Source organism: Oceanobacillus kapialis, assembly GCF_044790185.1.
Classification (GTDB): Bacteria; Bacillota; Bacilli; order Bacillales; family Amphibacillaceae; genus Oceanobacillus_B; species Oceanobacillus_B kapialis.
The window spans coordinates 1,502,526-1,519,515 of sequence record NZ_CP085256.1; the positions used below are offsets into that span (position 1 = coordinate 1,502,526).

Annotated in this window: 16 protein-coding genes and 1 riboswitch; of the genes, 12 read left to right on the forward strand and 4 right to left on the reverse strand. The window is 38.9% G+C overall.

All coding sequences use genetic code 11. From position 1 onward, the window contains the following. Positions 1-24 precede the first annotated feature (24 nt). The 3 genes from LG273_RS07920 (at position 25) to LG273_RS07930 (ending at position 2,657) form a co-directional block, all read left to right on the forward strand. The gene (locus LG273_RS07920) at positions 25-1,239 is read left to right on the forward strand and encodes an NAD(P)/FAD-dependent oxidoreductase (protein WP_379560877.1); all 1,215 of its coding nucleotides are present in this window, start codon (positions 25-27) and stop codon (positions 1,237-1,239) included. A 343-nt stretch (positions 1,240-1,582) separates the two neighbouring features. Continuing rightward, positions 1,583-1,744, forward strand: coding sequence for a hypothetical protein (locus LG273_RS07925; RefSeq protein ID WP_379560878.1), 162 nt, complete (start codon positions 1,583-1,585; stop codon positions 1,742-1,744). A gap of 55 nt (positions 1,745-1,799) precedes the next feature. Further along, a complete protein-coding gene (locus LG273_RS07930) occupies positions 1,800-2,657 on the forward strand; it encodes a VanW family protein (protein ID WP_404459078.1) in 858 nt (285 codons plus the stop codon). Positions 2,658-2,723: 66 nt separating this feature from the next. Here LG273_RS07930 and LG273_RS07935 read toward each other — a convergent pair whose 3' ends face one another. Continuing rightward, positions 2,724-3,260, reverse strand: a complete 537-nt coding sequence (locus tag LG273_RS07935; protein WP_379560880.1) for a YceI family protein — start codon at positions 3,258-3,260, stop codon at positions 2,724-2,726. 181 nt (positions 3,261-3,441) lie between these two features. Between LG273_RS07935 and LG273_RS07940 the strand changes: the two genes are divergently transcribed. From LG273_RS07940 to thiT, 3 genes are all read left to right on the forward strand, one after another. Beyond that, positions 3,442-3,684, forward strand: a complete 243-nt coding sequence (locus LG273_RS07940; protein WP_379560881.1) for a phage holin — start codon at positions 3,442-3,444, stop codon at positions 3,682-3,684. A 347-nt stretch (positions 3,685-4,031) separates the two neighbouring features. Then, positions 4,032-5,822 (forward strand): M3 family oligoendopeptidase, encoded by a 1,791-nt coding sequence (locus LG273_RS07945; protein WP_404459081.1) that lies wholly within the window; start codon positions 4,032-4,034, stop codon positions 5,820-5,822. 56 nt (positions 5,823-5,878) lie between these two features. Further along, positions 5,879-5,980: riboswitch (TPP riboswitch) on the forward strand. Positions 5,981-6,078: 98 nt separating this feature from the next. Further along, on the forward strand, positions 6,079-6,651 hold the full coding sequence (thiT, locus tag LG273_RS07950; protein ID WP_379560883.1) for an energy-coupled thiamine transporter ThiT: 573 nt from the start codon (positions 6,079-6,081) through the stop codon (positions 6,649-6,651). Between the two features lie 213 nt (positions 6,652-6,864). On the opposite strand, the gene LG273_RS07955 is transcribed toward thiT, so the two are convergent. Further along, positions 6,865-7,215, reverse strand: coding sequence for a general stress protein (locus LG273_RS07955; protein WP_344342211.1), 351 nt, complete (start codon positions 7,213-7,215; stop codon positions 6,865-6,867). A 113-nt stretch (positions 7,216-7,328) separates the two neighbouring features. Here LG273_RS07955 and LG273_RS07960 point away from each other — a divergent pair, with 113 nt between their 5' ends. From LG273_RS07960 to LG273_RS07985, 6 genes are all read left to right on the forward strand, one after another. Beyond that, on the forward strand, positions 7,329-8,750 hold the full coding sequence (locus tag LG273_RS07960; protein ID WP_404459083.1) for a hypothetical protein: 1,422 nt from the start codon (positions 7,329-7,331) through the stop codon (positions 8,748-8,750). Between the two features lie 84 nt (positions 8,751-8,834). Continuing rightward, entirely contained in the window at positions 8,835-10,214 is a 1,380-nt protein-coding gene (locus LG273_RS07965) for a Glu/Leu/Phe/Val dehydrogenase (RefSeq protein ID WP_404459085.1), read from the forward strand. A 321-nt stretch (positions 10,215-10,535) separates the two neighbouring features. Further along, positions 10,536-12,272 (forward strand): carbon starvation protein A, encoded by a 1,737-nt coding sequence (locus tag LG273_RS07970; RefSeq protein WP_379560885.1) that lies wholly within the window; start codon positions 10,536-10,538, stop codon positions 12,270-12,272. A 242-nt stretch (positions 12,273-12,514) separates the two neighbouring features. Then, complete coding sequence (locus LG273_RS07975; RefSeq protein ID WP_379560886.1) at positions 12,515-12,772, forward strand: cory-CC-star protein; 258 nt, start codon at positions 12,515-12,517, stop codon at positions 12,770-12,772. Between the two features lie 14 nt (positions 12,773-12,786). Continuing rightward, a complete protein-coding gene (locus LG273_RS07980; protein WP_404459088.1) occupies positions 12,787-13,728 on the forward strand; it encodes an ArsA family ATPase in 942 nt (313 codons plus the stop codon). After that, on the forward strand, positions 13,725-14,702 hold the full coding sequence (locus tag LG273_RS07985) for a zinc-binding dehydrogenase (RefSeq protein WP_404459089.1): 978 nt from the start codon (positions 13,725-13,727) through the stop codon (positions 14,700-14,702). Before LG273_RS07980 ends, LG273_RS07985 begins: the two co-directional genes overlap by 4 nt. A gap of 116 nt (positions 14,703-14,818) precedes the next feature. On the opposite strand, the gene LG273_RS07990 is transcribed toward LG273_RS07985, so the two are convergent. Next, positions 14,819-16,045, reverse strand: a complete 1,227-nt coding sequence (locus LG273_RS07990) for a dicarboxylate/amino acid:cation symporter (protein ID WP_404459091.1) — start codon at positions 16,043-16,045, stop codon at positions 14,819-14,821. 75 nt (positions 16,046-16,120) lie between these two features. After that, positions 16,121-16,978 (reverse strand): DUF421 domain-containing protein, encoded by an 858-nt coding sequence (locus tag LG273_RS07995; RefSeq protein WP_379560890.1) that lies wholly within the window; start codon positions 16,976-16,978, stop codon positions 16,121-16,123. Positions 16,979-16,990 lie beyond the last annotated feature (12 nt).

A 16,990-nucleotide genomic window follows, 5' to 3' on the forward strand; every position in this document is an offset into this window, starting at 1 on the left:
TATTTAAGAAAGGTGGAAGTTTTAATGAGTACAAGCAAACCAAAAATAGTTGTACTGGGAGCTGGCTATGCAGGCCTCACTACAGCAAAACGACTAACAAAACAACTATCAGCAGAACAGGCAGAAATCGTACTGGTAAACAAACATAACTACCACTATGAGACAACTTGGCTGCATGAAGTAGCAGCGGGTACTATTAACCCGAATCAGGCACGAGTAATGATCAGTGATGTGGTGAGCCCAAATCGTGTAAGACTTGTGTATGATGCAGTAGTAAAGATTAATAAAGAGGATAAGCGTGTCGTTCTAGAGAACAGCGAGATCGAATACGATTACTTAGTAGTTGCTCTTGGGTTTGAATCAAATGACTTTGGAATTAAAGGAATGGCTGAGCATGCCTTCGCTATTGAAGATATTGATTCAAGTCGTCTTATTAGCGAGCACATTGAATACCAATTCGCTAAATATAATAACGAAGAAAATGTAAGTGAAGAAAGCTTAAATATTCTTGTTGGTGGAGCAGGGTTTACTGGTATTGAATTTGTTGGTGAACTTGCCCAAAAAGTGCCAGAGCTATGCAAAAAATATGATATCGACCGCAGTAAGGTCCGTATCATAAACGTAGAGGCAGCACCGTCTATTCTTCCAATGTTCGATAAAGAACTTGTAGAATATGCTAAAAAGTCTCTAGAAGATCGTGGAGTAGAACTTAAAATTGGTGCAGCGATTTCTGAAGCGACTGCAGAAGGATTTGTTGTCGGTGAAGAGAAAGAATTAATCAAAGCTGGTACAATTGTTTGGACTGGTGGCGTAAAAGCAAGCTCCGTACTTGGCAATTCCGGTTTTGAATTAGTAAAAGGAAAAGTAAACGTAAATAGTGACCTTCGTCCAGAAGGTGAAGAAGACATGTTCGTTATTGGAGATTGCTCTTGGGTTTGGAATAAAGAGGCTGATCGTCCATATCCTTCTACAGCACAGTTGGCAATGCAGGAGGCAGACGTAGTTGCAGCTAACTTAAAAGCATTAATTACTAATCAGCCGGTTCAAGATTTCAAATTCAGTGACAAAGGTACTGTAGCTTCTCTTGGACATTCCGATGGTATTGGTAATGTCATGTCAGGCTATAAACTTTCCGGAAAATCTGCTGCTGCAATGAAAAAAGTAGTAGATAACCGTTCTCTATTCTTGCTTGGTGGACCGAAGCTTGTTCTTAAAAAAGGTAAGTTCCGCCCATTCTAATTGAAAAATAGCCATGAAGAAACGAGATATATACGAGGAGGTAGTAATGAATGAAGAATAAAACATTATGTGGGTTTTTACTTGTACTTGCTTCGTTGGTAGGGTATAGATTACTCAGTGACTACATGGAAGATTCAAGGGACTTTAGATAAGAATGGAGCCATCCAGTATATAGCTGGGTGGCTTTTTACAAAAGAATAAATAAAGGAGAGGTAGAAGCTTTTTTCCTTTGTTTAGATGGAGTGAGAAGGAAATGCATACCGGCCTAATCGTTTTTTTAATTATTTTGTTCCTACTTACTATAGGAGGAACGTTTTTTGCACTTAGGCAAGAAGAAAATAAAATGAAGAAATATGAGGAGGATGGAGATACCATAGAGGACCAGTTGACTCGTTCGCTAGAATATGAATCCGCTTCCTTAAAATCCAACGTACGTTTGCAAATTTGGATATACTCTATTACCTTAACACTTGCCTTAATCGCGTTTTTTATTTATCTTGCTTAATGGCAAGAATGTATTTTCGCCTCTTTCCTCATACTAAGGGGAGGAGGTTGGTTATATGCGAACAATCATACTTTTTCTATGTTTTATAAGTTTGCTGCCCACTTATGTTTTCGCTTCTAATAATCTGATGCTGGATAAGGTGGAAATTAAACAGTATGGTCACACACCAATACCAGGACCGCTATTTCTTAATAATAAAAAACTACAAGAGCTTATTAAAGAATTAGAAAAAAAAGTGGCAATAGAACCTAAAAATGCCCACTGGTCAGAGGACAATGAACTGATTGCTGAAAGACCTGGTAGAATGTTGGATAAACAGGCTTTCCAAGTTTTGTTTCGCAGTGCCTTTTATGACGGGAGTATAAAGCAAATTACTGTTCCAACTATGCCGGTTTATCCTAGTGTGGATCGTGCATTGCTTGAGGAAATCCAGGCAAGAGAATTGGGAAGTTATGTAACCTATTATAAAAAAGAAAATAAGGAACGGGCAGAAAACATAGCCCTTGCCGCAGCTGCTATTGACAGTCATGTGATTTTCCCAGGTGAAGTATTTTCGTTTAATGAGATTGTAGGGGAAAGAACCGTGGAAAGAGGTTACAAGCGAGCACCGGTAATTGTAAAGGGCGAACTTTCGGAGGATATCGGTGGAGGTATTTGCCAGGTGTCTTCTACCTTATTTAATGCTGTTGATTTAAAAGGTATTCAAATAGTGGAGCGCTACGCCCATAGCAGAAGAGTTCCATACGTACCTGAGGGACGGGATGCGACAGTAAGCTGGTGGGGGCCAGATTTTGTTTTTAAAAATAAGTATAATCAACCAGTCCTTATTAGAGCACACGCAAAAAACGGAAGAATGGTGATTAGAATTTTATCCTCAGAATCTGTCGTCCCATTTACAGGAAATGATTCATAAAATTGCTTTTATAAGTAAAAAAACAGCAGGCTTCTATTGTAGAAGGCCTGCTGTTTTTTACGGAAATTAGTCCGCTTTATGTGCTTCTATTTCGAAATGGATCGTAACATCTTCGCCAATTAACACGCCACCTGTTTCAACAGCAGCATTCCATGTAAGTCCAAATTCTTTACGGTTTATTTTTGTGGAACCGCTAAAGCCAGCTACTGTATTGCCGCTCATTGGATCTTTACTTTGGCCTGCAAATTCTACATCCACTGTTACAGGTTTTGTTGTTCCACGAATGGTTAGATCTCCAGTAACATCGTATTCATTGTCAGACTTCTTTTTGATATCTGTTGCAACAAACGTAATTTTTGGATGGTTTTCAGCATCAAAGAAATCTGCTGAGCGTAAATGATCATCACGATCTTTATTGCGAGTTTCAATACTATTTACATCAATGGTTACTTCAACTTTTGAATCAGTAAGATCCTCTACATCAGCTTCGATTACAGCGTCAAAGTCTTTGAATACTCCTTTTGCTTTGGAAATCATCATGTGTTTTACAGAGAAACCTAGTTCACTGTGTACTGCGTCTACATTCCATACTGTTTTAGCCATTTCAAAACCCCTCCATATAAGTGATTAATGCGTTAGTTACTTTATGTTACTTAGTATAGAATTATAAACTTGTATTGTCAAGTAAATAAGGGTTTATATTTCTTACACTTTTTTAATGATTAAGTTGCCGTGCCAAATAAGCTGGTCATTCATAGTATAAATTGAAGGAAGGTGTTTCGAAATGGACAAAGGTACTATAATTCGTTCTATTGTATTGTTCATAGCGTTAATTAACCAAACACTTGTTATATTTGGTAAATCTCCTTTACCGATCGACAGTGAGTTAATAGAACAGTTTGTTGCATTATCTTTCACGATCGCTACTTCTCTAATTGCTTGGTTTAAAAATAACTATGTGACAACTAATGGAAAACAACAAAGGCAAATACTAGAGGCGAAAGGTTTAATAAGACAGAAAAAATAACATTAACTCCCTAAGTATGGGAGCTTCAGCTAGTTAACCTATAGTAGCGTAACTCTTTATGGAGTTCCCTATTTAATAGAGATAAAACTTGTTCAGCTAATAGACTTTTAAGCTACGTTAACAAACAACACACTTACCCCGCCTTTACTGGCAGTAAGACCTCGGGGATCAACTGCCAGTAAAGGCCGATTCTATTAAACTAAAATTTGGCGGTGGAGGAAGGGAACCCCACCTGATGTTTCACTTTATTAGAAAATTCTCTGAGGTGAAAATTATTTCATTTTTCGTTATAATAAAAAGATAGGGTAAAATGCAATAAATAAAATAATTGGCTGAGGAGAGGTTTTATGCAACAAACGTACAACCCGACGTGGGACTTGGATGTCATTTTTCCAGGGGGAAGTGATTCAGAAGCATTTCGTACATACCTTAAAGAAATTGAGCAAGCTAAAGAAGAGTTTGCTATAAAAGTAGAAGCATTCAAGCCTGAACATGAAGAAGTAAAGGCTGAGCAACTTATTGAGATCGTAAACCACCTTGAGAGGGTATCCAAAAAATTACGAGAAGCCTCTGCTTTTATTAGTTGTTTAAGTGCTCAGGATGTAACAGATGAAAAAGCGAGCCTGTTAGTCGGAAAGCGAAGTGATTTACGAGCAGAAATGGAAGCTGTTAATTCTAAATTTGTCCAAAAACTTGTTCAGGTAGACGATGCTACATGGGATAGCTTGCTTCAGCATGAGGGATTAAAGGAGCTTGCTTTTGTACTTAATGAATACAGAGAAAAGGCGAAAGAACTTCTGTCTGTAGATCAAGAAGTGTTAATTAACGACCTTGCAGTTGATGGGTATCACGGCTGGAGTCAGATGTATGACACGATCGTTGGAAAAATGAAGGTGGAAGTTGAGGAAGAGGATGGGGTAAAATCACTATCCGTTGGTCAGGCATCGAATAAATTAGGTGACCCTAACCGTGACGTAAGAAAAACAGTTTTCCACAAACTTGGTGATGCGTGGAAGGAGCAATCTGCTCTTTTCGGCCAAACATTAAACCATTTAGCTGGATTCCGCTTGCAAACATATAAGCATCGGAATTGGGATCATGTATTAAAAGAACCTTTGCAAATAAATCGAATGAAACAGGAAACGCTTGATGCCATGTGGACTGCTATTACGCATAACAAGCAACACTTCGTGAAGTATTTAGACAAAAAAGCTGAACTTCTTGGGTTGGATAAGCTTAGTATGTATGATATTGGCGCACCGATAACAGATAGTGTGAAAAAATCTACGTATACAGAGGCTAGCAAATTTATCGTAGAGCATTTTAATAATTTCAGTCCAAAGATGGCGGATTTCGCACAAATGGCATTTGACAAACGATGGATAGAGGCAGAGGACCGTGCGGGTAAACGCCCTGGAGGATTCTGTACAAGCTTTCCTGAAAGTGAGCAGACTCGCATTTTCATGACATTTTCCGGTACATCTTCAAATATTGCTACATTGGCACATGAGCTTGGCCATGCTTACCACCAGCATGTAATGAATGATGTGAATGGATTAAATCAGCGTTATGCAATGAATGTTGCCGAGACAGCATCCACCTTTGCTGAGATGATCGTAGCAGATGCATCGGTTAAAAATGCTCAAAACAAAGAAGAGAAAATCGCATTGCTCGAAGATAAGATTCAACGTAGTGTGGCATTCTTTATGAATATTCATGCACGCTTTATTTTTGAAAATCGTTTTTATGAAGAAAGAAAAGAAGGGCTAGTATCTGTCGATCGGTTAAATGAAATCATGGTTGAAGCACAGAAGGAAGCTTATCAAAATGCTTTGGATGAATATGATCCTAATTTCTGGTCTTCTAAACTGCATTTCCATATTACTGGTGTTCCATTTTATAATTTCCCGTATACATTTGGTTATCTATTCAGTCTCGGTATTTATGCCGCAGCAAAAGACCAGGGGAACAGCTTTGAAGATGCCTATATTGCGTTGTTGCGTGATACTGGAAGAATGAACGTAGAAGATCTCGCGATGAAGCATATGAATGTAGATCTAACGAAGCCTGATTTCTGGGAAGCTGCTATCCAATTATGTGTAAATGATGTAGAAGAGTTTATTGAGCTTACACAGTAATTGTAAGATTGCAGGATGTCAGTTACAATGAAGGTAATGAAAAAAGCATAGCTTGAAAAGTCTACAGGGGGAGCCATTGGCTGAGAGTGAACAGAGATGTTCTTACCCTTTGAACCTGTTAGTTAGTACTAACGTAGGGATGGTGGCTTTTTTGATGGATTAAAAAGCAATGTGAGCGGATTCCCATCAGGAAGTCTTCCCCTTGGCATTGCTTTTTTCTTATGCAATTGAATCGCTTTAAAAAGGGGAGAGAGAAATGAATAGAAAACGTACGTTATTTTTAGTTGAGGTAGCAATATTTGCGGCCTTTGCTTTACTGTTAGATATTATTCCGTTTTTATCTTTTAAAATTTGGGCACAGGGTGGATCCATCTCTTTTGCCATGATCCCAATCTTTATCGTCGCCTTCAGATGGGGGATAAAAGGTGGATTATTAGCAGGGTTATTATGGGGGATTTTGCAAATTGCGGTAGGTACAGCTTATGTACTTTTTCCTATCCAAGGATTCCTTGATTACGCCGTTGCATTTACAGTATTAGGATTTGCCGGTGTATTCGCCGGAAAAGTTCAGCGTAATATTAAAAAAGGAAATACAAAAAAGTATTTAGGATATATTGTAGCTGGTGTGTTTTTAGGGTCAGTCCTGCGTTTTGCTGCACATTATGTGGCCGGTGTTACGTTCTTTGAGTCCGCTATCGATGGCCAGCCTGTATGGTTGTATTCCTTATTATATAATGGCTCCTATATGCTGCCAGCTTTTGTCCTTAGTGCAGTACTTGTCTTTTTCTTGTTCCACAAACAGCCAAGAACCTTAATGAATCAGTATTAATTAAAACTATCCGCTCACACATGGTAATCTCTCGATTTTAGAGAGATTACCTTTTTATATCGAATGAAAGTTAAAAAAAATAGATAAAAAACAGGCAATTATTCTAACAAGATTGAATAATTGCCTGTTTTAATAAATTATTTTAAGTTAGACAGTACTAGCAGTTCTTCGTTATATTGCGCTATACACACTAGTAGCTAGAGCATATAGTAATTACATTAAATAGCTCGCCGCATTTTCATTATTTGTAACGATTAAAAGTACTTTTCCTTCATCCATATCTTCTTCAAAGTTTTCTGCTTCAGCTTGGGAAAAGCCAATTTCCTGAAGCTTGGTACGCAGTTCGTCTCCTTTACTATTAAATAGGTTTCCAACTGCATTTCCGAAATCCATTTCTTTTATACCGATTGTATTAGCATCCGTGCCACTAGCAATTCGCTTCGTCCGATCATCATCATGGGATAACACATAGATATCGTCCTTGTTAACCCCTTTGTCTTTTAAAATACTGACATCTGTTTTTAGTAATTCATCGTTTGTGTATTCTTTAATAAATGGTTTCATCTACATCTACCTCCTGATAATGTGCTTACGTTTTTTCTATTCCCCTGTGCCAAAGAACTAAACATCTCCTCCTTGCATAGGCTATACAACCATTAAAGAGAGGAAGGTACATGATGGAGCTTACCATTTCCCATTGGCTATATGGCCTTTTTACTTTGTTTATTATAGGTACAATGATTTTTCGAAAAGGTGTGGTATTACCAACATTACTAGGGACGTTTATTGTTGCCTGGGTTTACAATGGAAGCATTATAGATGGATTTAAAGCCATTTTTAACGCTAACCTTGTAGCAGCACAAGAATTGTTCAGTATTTTTTTAATTATTACGTTTATGCTTGCTCTTCTACATTCATTACGTGATTTGGGAGCAGACAAGCGGATGATTCAGCCTATCCAAAAAATGATGATTAATGGGCATATCTCTTATTTTGTCTTAGTCGTTATTACCTATGTTATCTCCCTATTTTTCTGGCCAACACCGGCCGTACCACTAATTTGTGCTTTGCTCGTACCAGCCGCTATTAGAGCTGGATTGCCGGTCATGATGGCAGCAGTGGCTATTGCGTTAGCGGGGCAGGGGATGGCATTATCCTCCGATTATGTGGTACAAGTGGCACCGAGTTTATCAGCGGCCGCTGCTGGATTGGAAACAGCCGTGGTAGCGGATCGCGCTCTTATATTGTCCCTTGTAGCTGGATCAGTCGCAATATTGTTAGCTTACATGATGTACAGGAAAACAATTCGTAGTAAAGACAACCCAATTATTGAAGTAGAGTTAGAGAACATGCAATCCTTACAGGAATCAACAAACAAGGCACATACGAATAATTTATCGGCTTGGAGTAAAATTTTTGCAGTAATGGTGCCATTAGCATTAGTAGGTGTTGTCATTTATATGGTATATGAAAAGCTGCTTTCAGGTAGAATGAGTGGGCTTGAGGGAAGTGATGGAGCAGCATTTGTAGGAGGAGTTGCAGTAGTATTGTTACTTCTATCGACAATAGCTTTTGGTAAACAGCATTCTCTCGATTATATTACAACCCATATTACCGATGGTTTTGTATTTGCTTTTAAAGCAATGGGTCCTGTTATCCCGATTGCTGGATTCTTCTTTTTGGGGAGTGCAGATTTCTCTGGGAGTATATTGGGAAAAGAAGAAAGCCAACCTGCCTTTTTGTTTGATCTTGTGCAAACGAGCCAGGAATTTCTTCCGGAAAATGCCCTTCTTGCAGCCATTAGCATTCTAATTATCGGGATCATTACAGGGTTAGATGGATCTGGTTTTTCCGGTTTGCCATTAACTGGAGCATTGGCTGCATCTTTAGAAAATGGGGCAATTGATGCTTCCACACTGGCGGCTATTGGGCAAATGGGATCGATTTGGACAGGTGGAGGAACAATTGTAGCATGGTCTTCCTTAATTGCTATAGCCGGTTTTTGTGGAATTTCCGTAATGGAACTTGTAAGAAAAAATTTCCTTCCCGTCATAATAGGATTACTAGCCACCACAATTCTTGGTATTATCATCTGGTAATTAAACGTTTTCATGGTTCTTTATGGCTAGATTTGTTAGAATTACACAAAAGTGGGATTCAAATCGATGTCTGGAGGAACTAAAATGGGAACTAATACTTCTTCAATTGTGGAACAATCACTAACAGCATTACTTGATGATTCAACCTTTTTGCCTGAGCTTTCTGGAGAAGGAAGGAGCAAAGCCTTTACTTCTCTAACTTCAATTCTCTCTACCCCGAATCATGTCCATAAATCTTTTCTAAGGGTTGCCTTACAGGATGGTAGAGTAATTCGGATACCGGCCTTTCGAGTGCAGCATAACAATATCATTGGACCTTACAAGGGTGGAATACGGTTTCACAACTCGGTAGATGAAGACGAGGTAAGTAATCTTGCCTCCTTAATGACGCTAAAAAACGCCTTGCATGAAGTCCCTTTTGGAGGGGGAAAAGGCGGTGTAGTAATTGACCCGAAAGATTTTGAAGTAAAAGAGTTAAATTTAATATGTAGAAAGTATGTACAATATTTCAGCCAGGTTATTGGACCTGAGAAGGACATTCCTGCACCAGATGTGGGAACAGGAGAACGTGAAATGGACTGGATGATGGGGGAATATAAAAGCATCCATCCTGGAATGAAGTATCGAGGGAGCTTTACTGGGAAAAGTATTGTGAATGGTGGGTCATTAGGGAGAAAGCAAGCGACAGGGAAGGGCGTCTACTTCTCCCTTCGTTATATGCTACATGACTTTGTAACTGCAGAGTATAAATGGTTAACTGAACGAGATAACATCTTTGCTAAAACGGTACTTGACCATAAAGATAAGTCACTAACTATGGCGATACAAGGATTTGGAAATGTCGGTTCTGTGGTAGCAGCGGAAGCAAAGAAGTGTCAGTTGTTAAATAATAAAGTTGTTGCCGTAAGCGACAGTAATGTAACCTTATATAATGCAGAAGGGCTCGATATTACAGAGTTAATTAAATATACAAAGACCAATGACGGAGACTTACCAACCAATGAAGAAAGTTTGAAAGAGGCAAATGTTAAAGCGACAATCTGTGACAGGGATGAATTGCTTACGTTAGATGTAGATGTACTGGTGTTGGCAGCACTCGGCGGACAAATTAATCAAGGTAATATGAAGAATATTAAAGCAAAGATCCTCGTTGAAGGAGCGAACGCGCCCATTACAGGTGACGCTGACAGCTATCTAAGCGAACAAGGCACCGTTATTATTCCCGATATTTTGGCGAATGCAGGGGGTGTGATCGTATCCTATTTTGAATGGCTTCAAGGTAGGGAAACGCAATTTTATAGTGAGGAGCAAGTCTACAAGAAACTATATGATAAAATGCAAAATACGTTTAAAACAGTATACCCACAATATTTTGGGGACGCTTTTCCGCTTAGACAAAATTGTTATATTCACGCAGTTATGAAGCTATCCACTGTGCTATTTAAACAGGGAAAGCTTTACTAACTTTTTATTCTCTTATATATGTTTTAAAGAGGGAACCTTAATCTTTTTACATCAATAGTTCGCAAAAAAATTTCTAAAACACCAATGGCTGTCAAAGTCGTTTGGTGTTTTTTTCGTTCTTATTGCTCTTCTTAGTACAAAACTATTCATAGTAGAAAAATAGGGGTGAATAGGAAGTAAAATATCTTTATCAGGATTTACAATATTCTAAAAATACGATAAAATCATACTAAATTTAAGCGCTTTCACATAAAAATAAAAGAAACACGTCTATGTAGTCTACTAGTTGTGTTCACTTTTAAATGTAGGGAGGAGTTAAGCATGTCAGGTATTTTAGTTGCACTCATTGGGATGATCGTTTTTGCTATTGGCTACAAATATTATTCAAAATTTGTAGCGGAGAAAATCTTCCGACTTGACCCAAATTATGTTACCCCTGCACACCGCTATAAGGACGGTGTGGATTTTGTTCCGACTAATAAGTTCGTATTATGGGGGCATCATTTTACTTCGGTTGCTGGAGCAGCGCCTATACTTGGTCCAGCAATAGCTGTGTATTGGGGATGGCTACCAGCTTTTTTATGGGTGATACTTGGGACCGTATTCGCAGCAGGTGTTCACGATTTTGGTACACTCGTTTTATCTGTTCGAAATAAGGGGCAGTCTGTTGGTACATTGGCTCATAGATTAGTTGGACAACGAGCTAAAATTTTATTCTTATTTATTATTTTAATTCTAGTTTTAATGGTCAATGCAGTGTTTGCATGGGTTATTTCCAATCTATTTATCTCCTATCCGGCTAGTGTACTACCAGTATTTATCCAAATACCTTTAGCTATCTGGATTGGGTATGCAGTATACAAGCGAAACAAGCGGATGCTCATTCCATCACTTTTAGCACTTGGGGCCATGTATTTGACAGCAATCTTAGCAAGTAAAATTGGCTTCTTACAAATCGACCTTGTACAATACTTCGGAGGAGAAGGTGCAAGTGGATTATTTGGTTTAGGGGCAACCTCCTCAGCATTCCTTATTTGGATTGTTATTTTAATGGTTTATGTTTACATTGCTTCCACCTTACCAGTATGGAAGCTTTTACAACCAAGGGACTTTATTAATTCCCATCAACTGGTAGTTGGTCTTGGTATCCTATATGTAGGATTACTCTTTTTGAACCCTGAAATGACTGCTCCAGTAACCAATGAAAATCCAGATACTTCCTGGCTTCCTCTATTATTTATTACGATTGCCTGTGGGGCAATCTCTGGTTTCCATGGGCTAGTATCATCTGGCACCTCATCTAAGCAATTAAATAAAGAACCAGATGCACGCTTTGTTGGATACTTTGGTGCGGTTGGTGAAGGAATCCTTGCACTTATTTCTATTATTGCAGTAGCAACTTTTTTTGCTAATACAGATGACTTCTTTGCTACTTATGCAAGCTTTACAGATGCTAATGGTGCTGGCTTGGGAGTTTTTATTGAAGGTGCAGCTAATCTTGCTTCCGGAATTGGATTGCCGGCAGATATTGCAACGACAATTGTATCCATTATCGTTGTAAGTTTTGCTGCAACAACTCTAGATACTTCTGTTCGATTGATGCGCTACATTATTTCTGAATTAGGAGTTGAATATAAAGTCCCAGCATTAACTAAAAAGCATGTAGCCACAACAGTTGCTGTCGTATCAAGTGCCGCACTTGTTCTACTACCTGAAGGGCCAAAAGGCTTCGGTTCGGGTGGTTATCAGCTATGGCCTTTGTTTGGGACGGCTAACCAATTGCTTGCAGGAATTAGTTTGATGTTAATTGCAGTTTGGCTAAGACGGCAAGGTAGAAATTACGCTGTGGTGTTAATTCCTATGATTTTCCTTATGTTCATGACGCTTTATGCCATGTTTCAACAAGTTGTATTTGAATGGTCCTGGGTAGGAAATGATGCAAATACATTATTGTTCATACTAGGAGCCATTATCTTTGTATTCGCTGTTTGGATCATTTTAACTGCCTTTAACGTATTAACAAGGCCAAATTCTAATACAATTGATAACGAGGAATAATGAGCCTTCACTAGGAAGGATAGAGGCTGGGACAAAAGTTTTCTTAACAGAGGAGAACCCGAACTATTATGCAAATTCTTGAGTAAAGGTTTGCACAGTTCAGGTTTTCTTCATTTAGCGTAGACAGAACACGGAGACTACTGCCGAAGCGTCGCTAAAACGTATTATTCGTATGTAACCTTTGGTAATCTAATTAAGTCCCAGCCCCTCTTATCATTTGTTACATAAGGAGAGGGTTAAGAATGCTAGACAAGCTAAAACAGCTAGTGGATTTTTATGAAGAAGTCCTCGCCATGCCACATCGCCAGGAAATTGCCAGGGAATTAAGGGACGAAGAAGATTTATTCCTTCTGCTGCTATACTGTGAAATGATTGGTGTTCCTAACCCAGTGTATTATTACACATTAGAATTATATCCTTATATCATAGAAAAATTTCATGATTGGCATTTGCGTATGGGGATGGATAAATCACCATTATCAGGCATTCGCTGTTGCTGAAAGGAGTTGGTAAAATGGAGTATGCAGATAAGAGGATTATTTTTATTGGTGGCAAAGGAGGGGTGGGGAAATCAACCACAGCTGCTGCCATAGCCTGGGGCCTTTCCAAAAGAAAGTTTCGTACATTGTTAGTTTCCACAGACCCGGCTCACAATACAGGAGATATTTTTGATAGAAAAATAGGTGGGAGTATAAAACATCTCTCCAGTCATTTAGCTGCCATTGAAATTGATCCTGATAAGGAAGCAAATGCATATATACAAGGTGTAAAATCGAATATCAAGGGTATGGTACACGTAGGGATGCTAGAGGAAGTTAATCGTCAACTTGATACTGCTAAATCATCACCTGGAGCAGAGGAAGCAGCATTATTTGAAAAATTAATTTCAATTATTTTGGAAGAGAGAGCAAATTTTGATAAAATAGTTTTTGATACTGCACCAACCGGACATACTATTCGTTTGCTTTCCCTTCCCGAACTGATGGGAATATGGATCGATGGGTTATTACAAAAAAGACAGAAGACGAATGAAACTTATTCCCGCCTCCTTCATGATGGAGAACCAGTGGAAGATCCTATCTATGAGGTGCTTAAGGCAAGACAAGAACGTTTCCACCGAGCAAGAGAAATATTGCTTGATAATACAAAAACAGAGTTTATATTTGTCCTTAATGCAGAAAAGCTCCCTATTCTTGAAACGGAAAAAGCAATTGATTTACTTGAGAAATACCATCTTTTTGTAAATACATTAATTGTTAACAAGCTATTGCCAAACGAGGTAGAAGGATCCTTTTACGAAAGGCGAAGGAACCATGAAAGGCAATACGTTTCCACAATTAAAAAGACATTTCGAGATCAACAGCTTATGTTTGTTCCATTATTTCCAGAAGATATTACCAATCAAGAACAGCTGCAACAATTTAGTACATACGTAGAAAGGGGAGAAAATAATTGAAGGCTTTTGTACATGAATATGGTGAATTAAAAATAAAGGAAATGGAAGAACCCATCCCAACAGAAGGACAAGTCGTGGTAGCTTTAAAGGCTGCAGGTCTAAACAGACGGGATTTGTATATACCAAACCGCCGTGGTGATGAAAAAGCTGCGTTAATTCTTGGTTCAGATGGAGCAGGTATCATTGAAGCGGTTGGTCAAGGCGTCGACAATGTAAAGACAGGAGATGAAGTAATTATTAATCCTGGTTTACGTTGGTATGAAAACAGTGATGCTCCACCCTCTCAATTTGATATTTTAGGCATGCCTGATCATGGGACTTTTGCTGAAAAGATTGTGTTATCCAGTGAACAAGTAGAACATAAGCCAGCTCACTTATCTTGGGAGGAAGCTGGTGTCCTTGCACTTTCCGCCTTGACTGGGTATAGAGCGCTGTTTACAAAAGGACAAGTTAAAGAAGGGGAAACAGTATTTATCCCAGGAGCGGGGAGTGGTGTATCCACCTATCTCATTTCATTTGCTAAAAACGTGGGAGCAAGGGTAATTGTAACCTCAAGAAGTCAAGAAAAATTGAAAAAAGCTAAAGCTTTAGGAGCAGACGTTGTTTTACTTGATAGTGAAGATTGGGTGGAAAAACTTGATAATGAAACAGTTGACCTGGTTATTGACAGTGTAGGACGTGCTACTTTTCAGCGTTCTTTAGATGTATTAAAAAAAGGTGGAAGAATGGTAGTCTTTGGTGCAACAACAGAGGATTCAGTGGACTTTGACCTTCGCTCCTTTTTCTATGGACAATACCAACTTCTAGGTTCCACAATGGGGAGCAGACAAGAATTGCGGGCATTATTAGACCATATGAAAAACTTTGAAATGCACCCTGTTGTTGATAAATCATATAAATTAGAGGCCATACAAGAAGCGTTCGACTATCTTGAAGTGAACAAGCAATTCGGCAAGATTGCTATTACATTATAATTAAGTGAAACTTCATTTAGTGGGGGGTCCCCCAGTTAGGGCGGAATCAAAAGAAAAGAGAATCAGCAATGACAGCTATGTTAAGTCTGCATTGCTGGTTCTCTTTTGGTTTGGCTTTAGATCTCTGCTTGTTTCAGCCAATCTTTTCCTTCTATTTGTCTTGTGACAAGCATACTAGAAACAGTATCCCCAGTTACATTGACCATTGTTGCTGGCGGGTCTACTACGACGCCGATTGCTGAAATGATCGGTAATGCTTCCATAGGTAATCCATAAAGCGAGATAATCATCATTTCACCCATAAATCCTCCCCCTGGAATTCCGCTCATGACAATCCCAGATAGTAGACAGATGCCGATTGCTGTGAAAAATGTATCCCATCCGCTAAAGTCCATATTAAAAACACCGAAGACAAAGGCAATTTTTAACATAGCCGATAAACATGAACCATCCATGTGTATGGTGGCCCCTAATGGAAGGATGGTCTCTCGAACATCTTTCGGAACGCCAATTCGCTTGGCCGCCTGTAAATTAACTGGAAGGGAAGCGATACTACTGCCTGTTCCAAGTGACGTTGCAGCAGGGGAGAGAATATTTTTCCAAAAGCGAACCACCCCAAGCTTTCCGCCCGCGATAAAGGCGTAAAGCGTAAATCCAATAGCAAAATAGAGCACTGCTACAGGGTAATAAACAATGACTGCTTTTGCATAATCTCCAATGAGATCTGCACCAAATTCTCCGATTAATGCCGCAAAATAAGCGCCTAAACCAATTGGTGCGTAATACATAACGAGCTGAACAAGTTTCATAAAAACTTCAGAACCACTCGTCAGAAACTTACTGAACCCGCTTGATTTTTCACCGGTTAAAGCGGTAGAAATTCCTACTAATACAGAAAAAATTATAAGTGCAAGCATATTTTCACGTGAAAATAAATCAACAAAATCAGATACTGTAAACGTGTTTACAAGCTGTTCAGAAAGTGTCATTTCCTCCGTGCTATCAGGAGTTTCTAAAGGGATGTCTACGCCTTTTCCTGGTTCAAAGATAACAGTAGCAACAAGCATAAAGACAGCTGCAATAATCCCAGTAACGATAAACACCGTCATCATGGACCCCATGATTTTACCTAGCCGCTTCATGCTATCCATGTTTGCAATTGCAGAAGAGATCGTAAAGAAGACAAGGGGGATAACAATCATAAATAGTAAATTGATGAACAAGTCCCCTAATGGTTTTATTACCGTAGCCTCTTTTCCAAATATGAGCCCAATAATCGACCCGATAATGATGGAAGCAAGAAGAATAAGTGGAAAACGATATGCTTTCATTTTTGCTTTCATGTCTGTTCAGTCCTTTTCGTGTAGTTGCAATAATGCCGCTCTTTATTGTACACGAAAAAGACTAATGGTAAAAGGCTATTTAAGATGAAACTGGACGAGGTCAATTGCTGTTTGCAGCTTTTGACTATTCTTTTCATACATTTGTTTTGCCTCTTTATTTTTCGTTGCGAGTGCGAACAGCTCTAAATCAGCCTGGCACTTTTTCATTGTTGCTAATAAAAGCGGTTTTTCTGTTGGCTCAGGCACTGCAAGCTTATCATCGTACAGATCTACGGTTAATTGCCCATCATTATCCGCTTGTGCCAGAAAGACATTTTCAATGCTGACATCCATTTTATCCAGTTCTGTCTCCAGCCAATTTGTATTTAAAGATAAGTTTGCAAGTGGTTCAAGAAGCACTTTTCCATCCATGATGACAGCTTGAGGCTCTTTTTGAGGAGCTAGCTTTAAGCCAAGATCTTTTGCTGTAAGTGGCTGGTTTTCCTTTTTAGGCAAAACACTTAACGTACCAGAAGGCTCCAGGACAGCAAATTCTACGTCTGAAGCAAGGAAAACGTTGTTATCGCGCAATTTTTCGAGCAGATCATCAGTAGAATAGCCTTCTTTCTTGAGATTATCTTCCATTATTTTCCCGTCTTGAATGAAGACGGTGCTTTTACCCTCCGTAAAATTTCGGAATGACTTGCTTTTTAGAGAAATAAACTCTACACCAAATGGTACTAGAAACCATACGGCCATCGCTGCCAACCCATATAGAATATTATTCTCTGGATCGATGGTGTGGATCGCAACGATACCTCCCAATACAATACCTGAAATATATTCAAATATATTGAGCTGTGAAAGCTGCTTTTTTCCGAGCCATTTGGTTAGAAAAAACAAAACAGTTATTAGTAATAATGATTTACCGATAACAATGACCCAATCTGGCATACTGATTCTGTC

What these genes read in the sequence shown, in the direction of transcription:
- LG273_RS07995 (WP_379560890.1), bottom strand. Translation starts at nt 16,978, where the DNA reads ATGCCAGATTGGGTCATTGTTATCGGTAAATCATTATTACTAATAACT.
- LG273_RS07945 (WP_404459081.1), top strand. Translation starts at nt 4,032, where the DNA reads ATGCAACAAACGTACAACCCGACGTGGGACTTGGATGTCATTTTTCCA.
- LG273_RS07960 (WP_404459083.1), top strand. Translation starts at nt 7,329, where the DNA reads ATGGAGCTTACCATTTCCCATTGGCTATATGGCCTTTTTACTTTGTTT.
- LG273_RS07920 (WP_379560877.1), top strand. Translation starts at nt 25, where the DNA reads ATGAGTACAAGCAAACCAAAAATAGTTGTACTGGGAGCTGGCTATGCA.
- LG273_RS07990 (WP_404459091.1), bottom strand. Translation starts at nt 16,045, where the DNA reads ATGAAAGCAAAAATGAAAGCATATCGTTTTCCACTTATTCTTCTTGCT.
- LG273_RS07965 (WP_404459085.1), top strand. Translation starts at nt 8,835, where the DNA reads ATGGGAACTAATACTTCTTCAATTGTGGAACAATCACTAACAGCATTA.
- LG273_RS07940 (WP_379560881.1), top strand. Translation starts at nt 3,442, where the DNA reads ATGGACAAAGGTACTATAATTCGTTCTATTGTATTGTTCATAGCGTTA.
- LG273_RS07970 (WP_379560885.1), top strand. Translation starts at nt 10,536, where the DNA reads ATGTCAGGTATTTTAGTTGCACTCATTGGGATGATCGTTTTTGCTATT.
- LG273_RS07930 (WP_404459078.1), top strand. Translation starts at nt 1,800, where the DNA reads ATGCGAACAATCATACTTTTTCTATGTTTTATAAGTTTGCTGCCCACT.
- LG273_RS07955 (WP_344342211.1), bottom strand. Translation starts at nt 7,215, where the DNA reads ATGAAACCATTTATTAAAGAATACACAAACGATGAATTACTAAAAACA.
- LG273_RS07980 (WP_404459088.1), top strand. Translation starts at nt 12,787, where the DNA reads ATGGAGTATGCAGATAAGAGGATTATTTTTATTGGTGGCAAAGGAGGG.
- LG273_RS07925 (WP_379560878.1), top strand. Translation starts at nt 1,583, where the DNA reads ATGAAGAAATATGAGGAGGATGGAGATACCATAGAGGACCAGTTGACT.
- LG273_RS07975 (WP_379560886.1), top strand. Translation starts at nt 12,515, where the DNA reads ATGCTAGACAAGCTAAAACAGCTAGTGGATTTTTATGAAGAAGTCCTC.
- LG273_RS07935 (WP_379560880.1), bottom strand. Translation starts at nt 3,260, where the DNA reads ATGGCTAAAACAGTATGGAATGTAGACGCAGTACACAGTGAACTAGGT.
- thiT (WP_379560883.1), top strand. Translation starts at nt 6,079, where the DNA reads ATGAATAGAAAACGTACGTTATTTTTAGTTGAGGTAGCAATATTTGCG.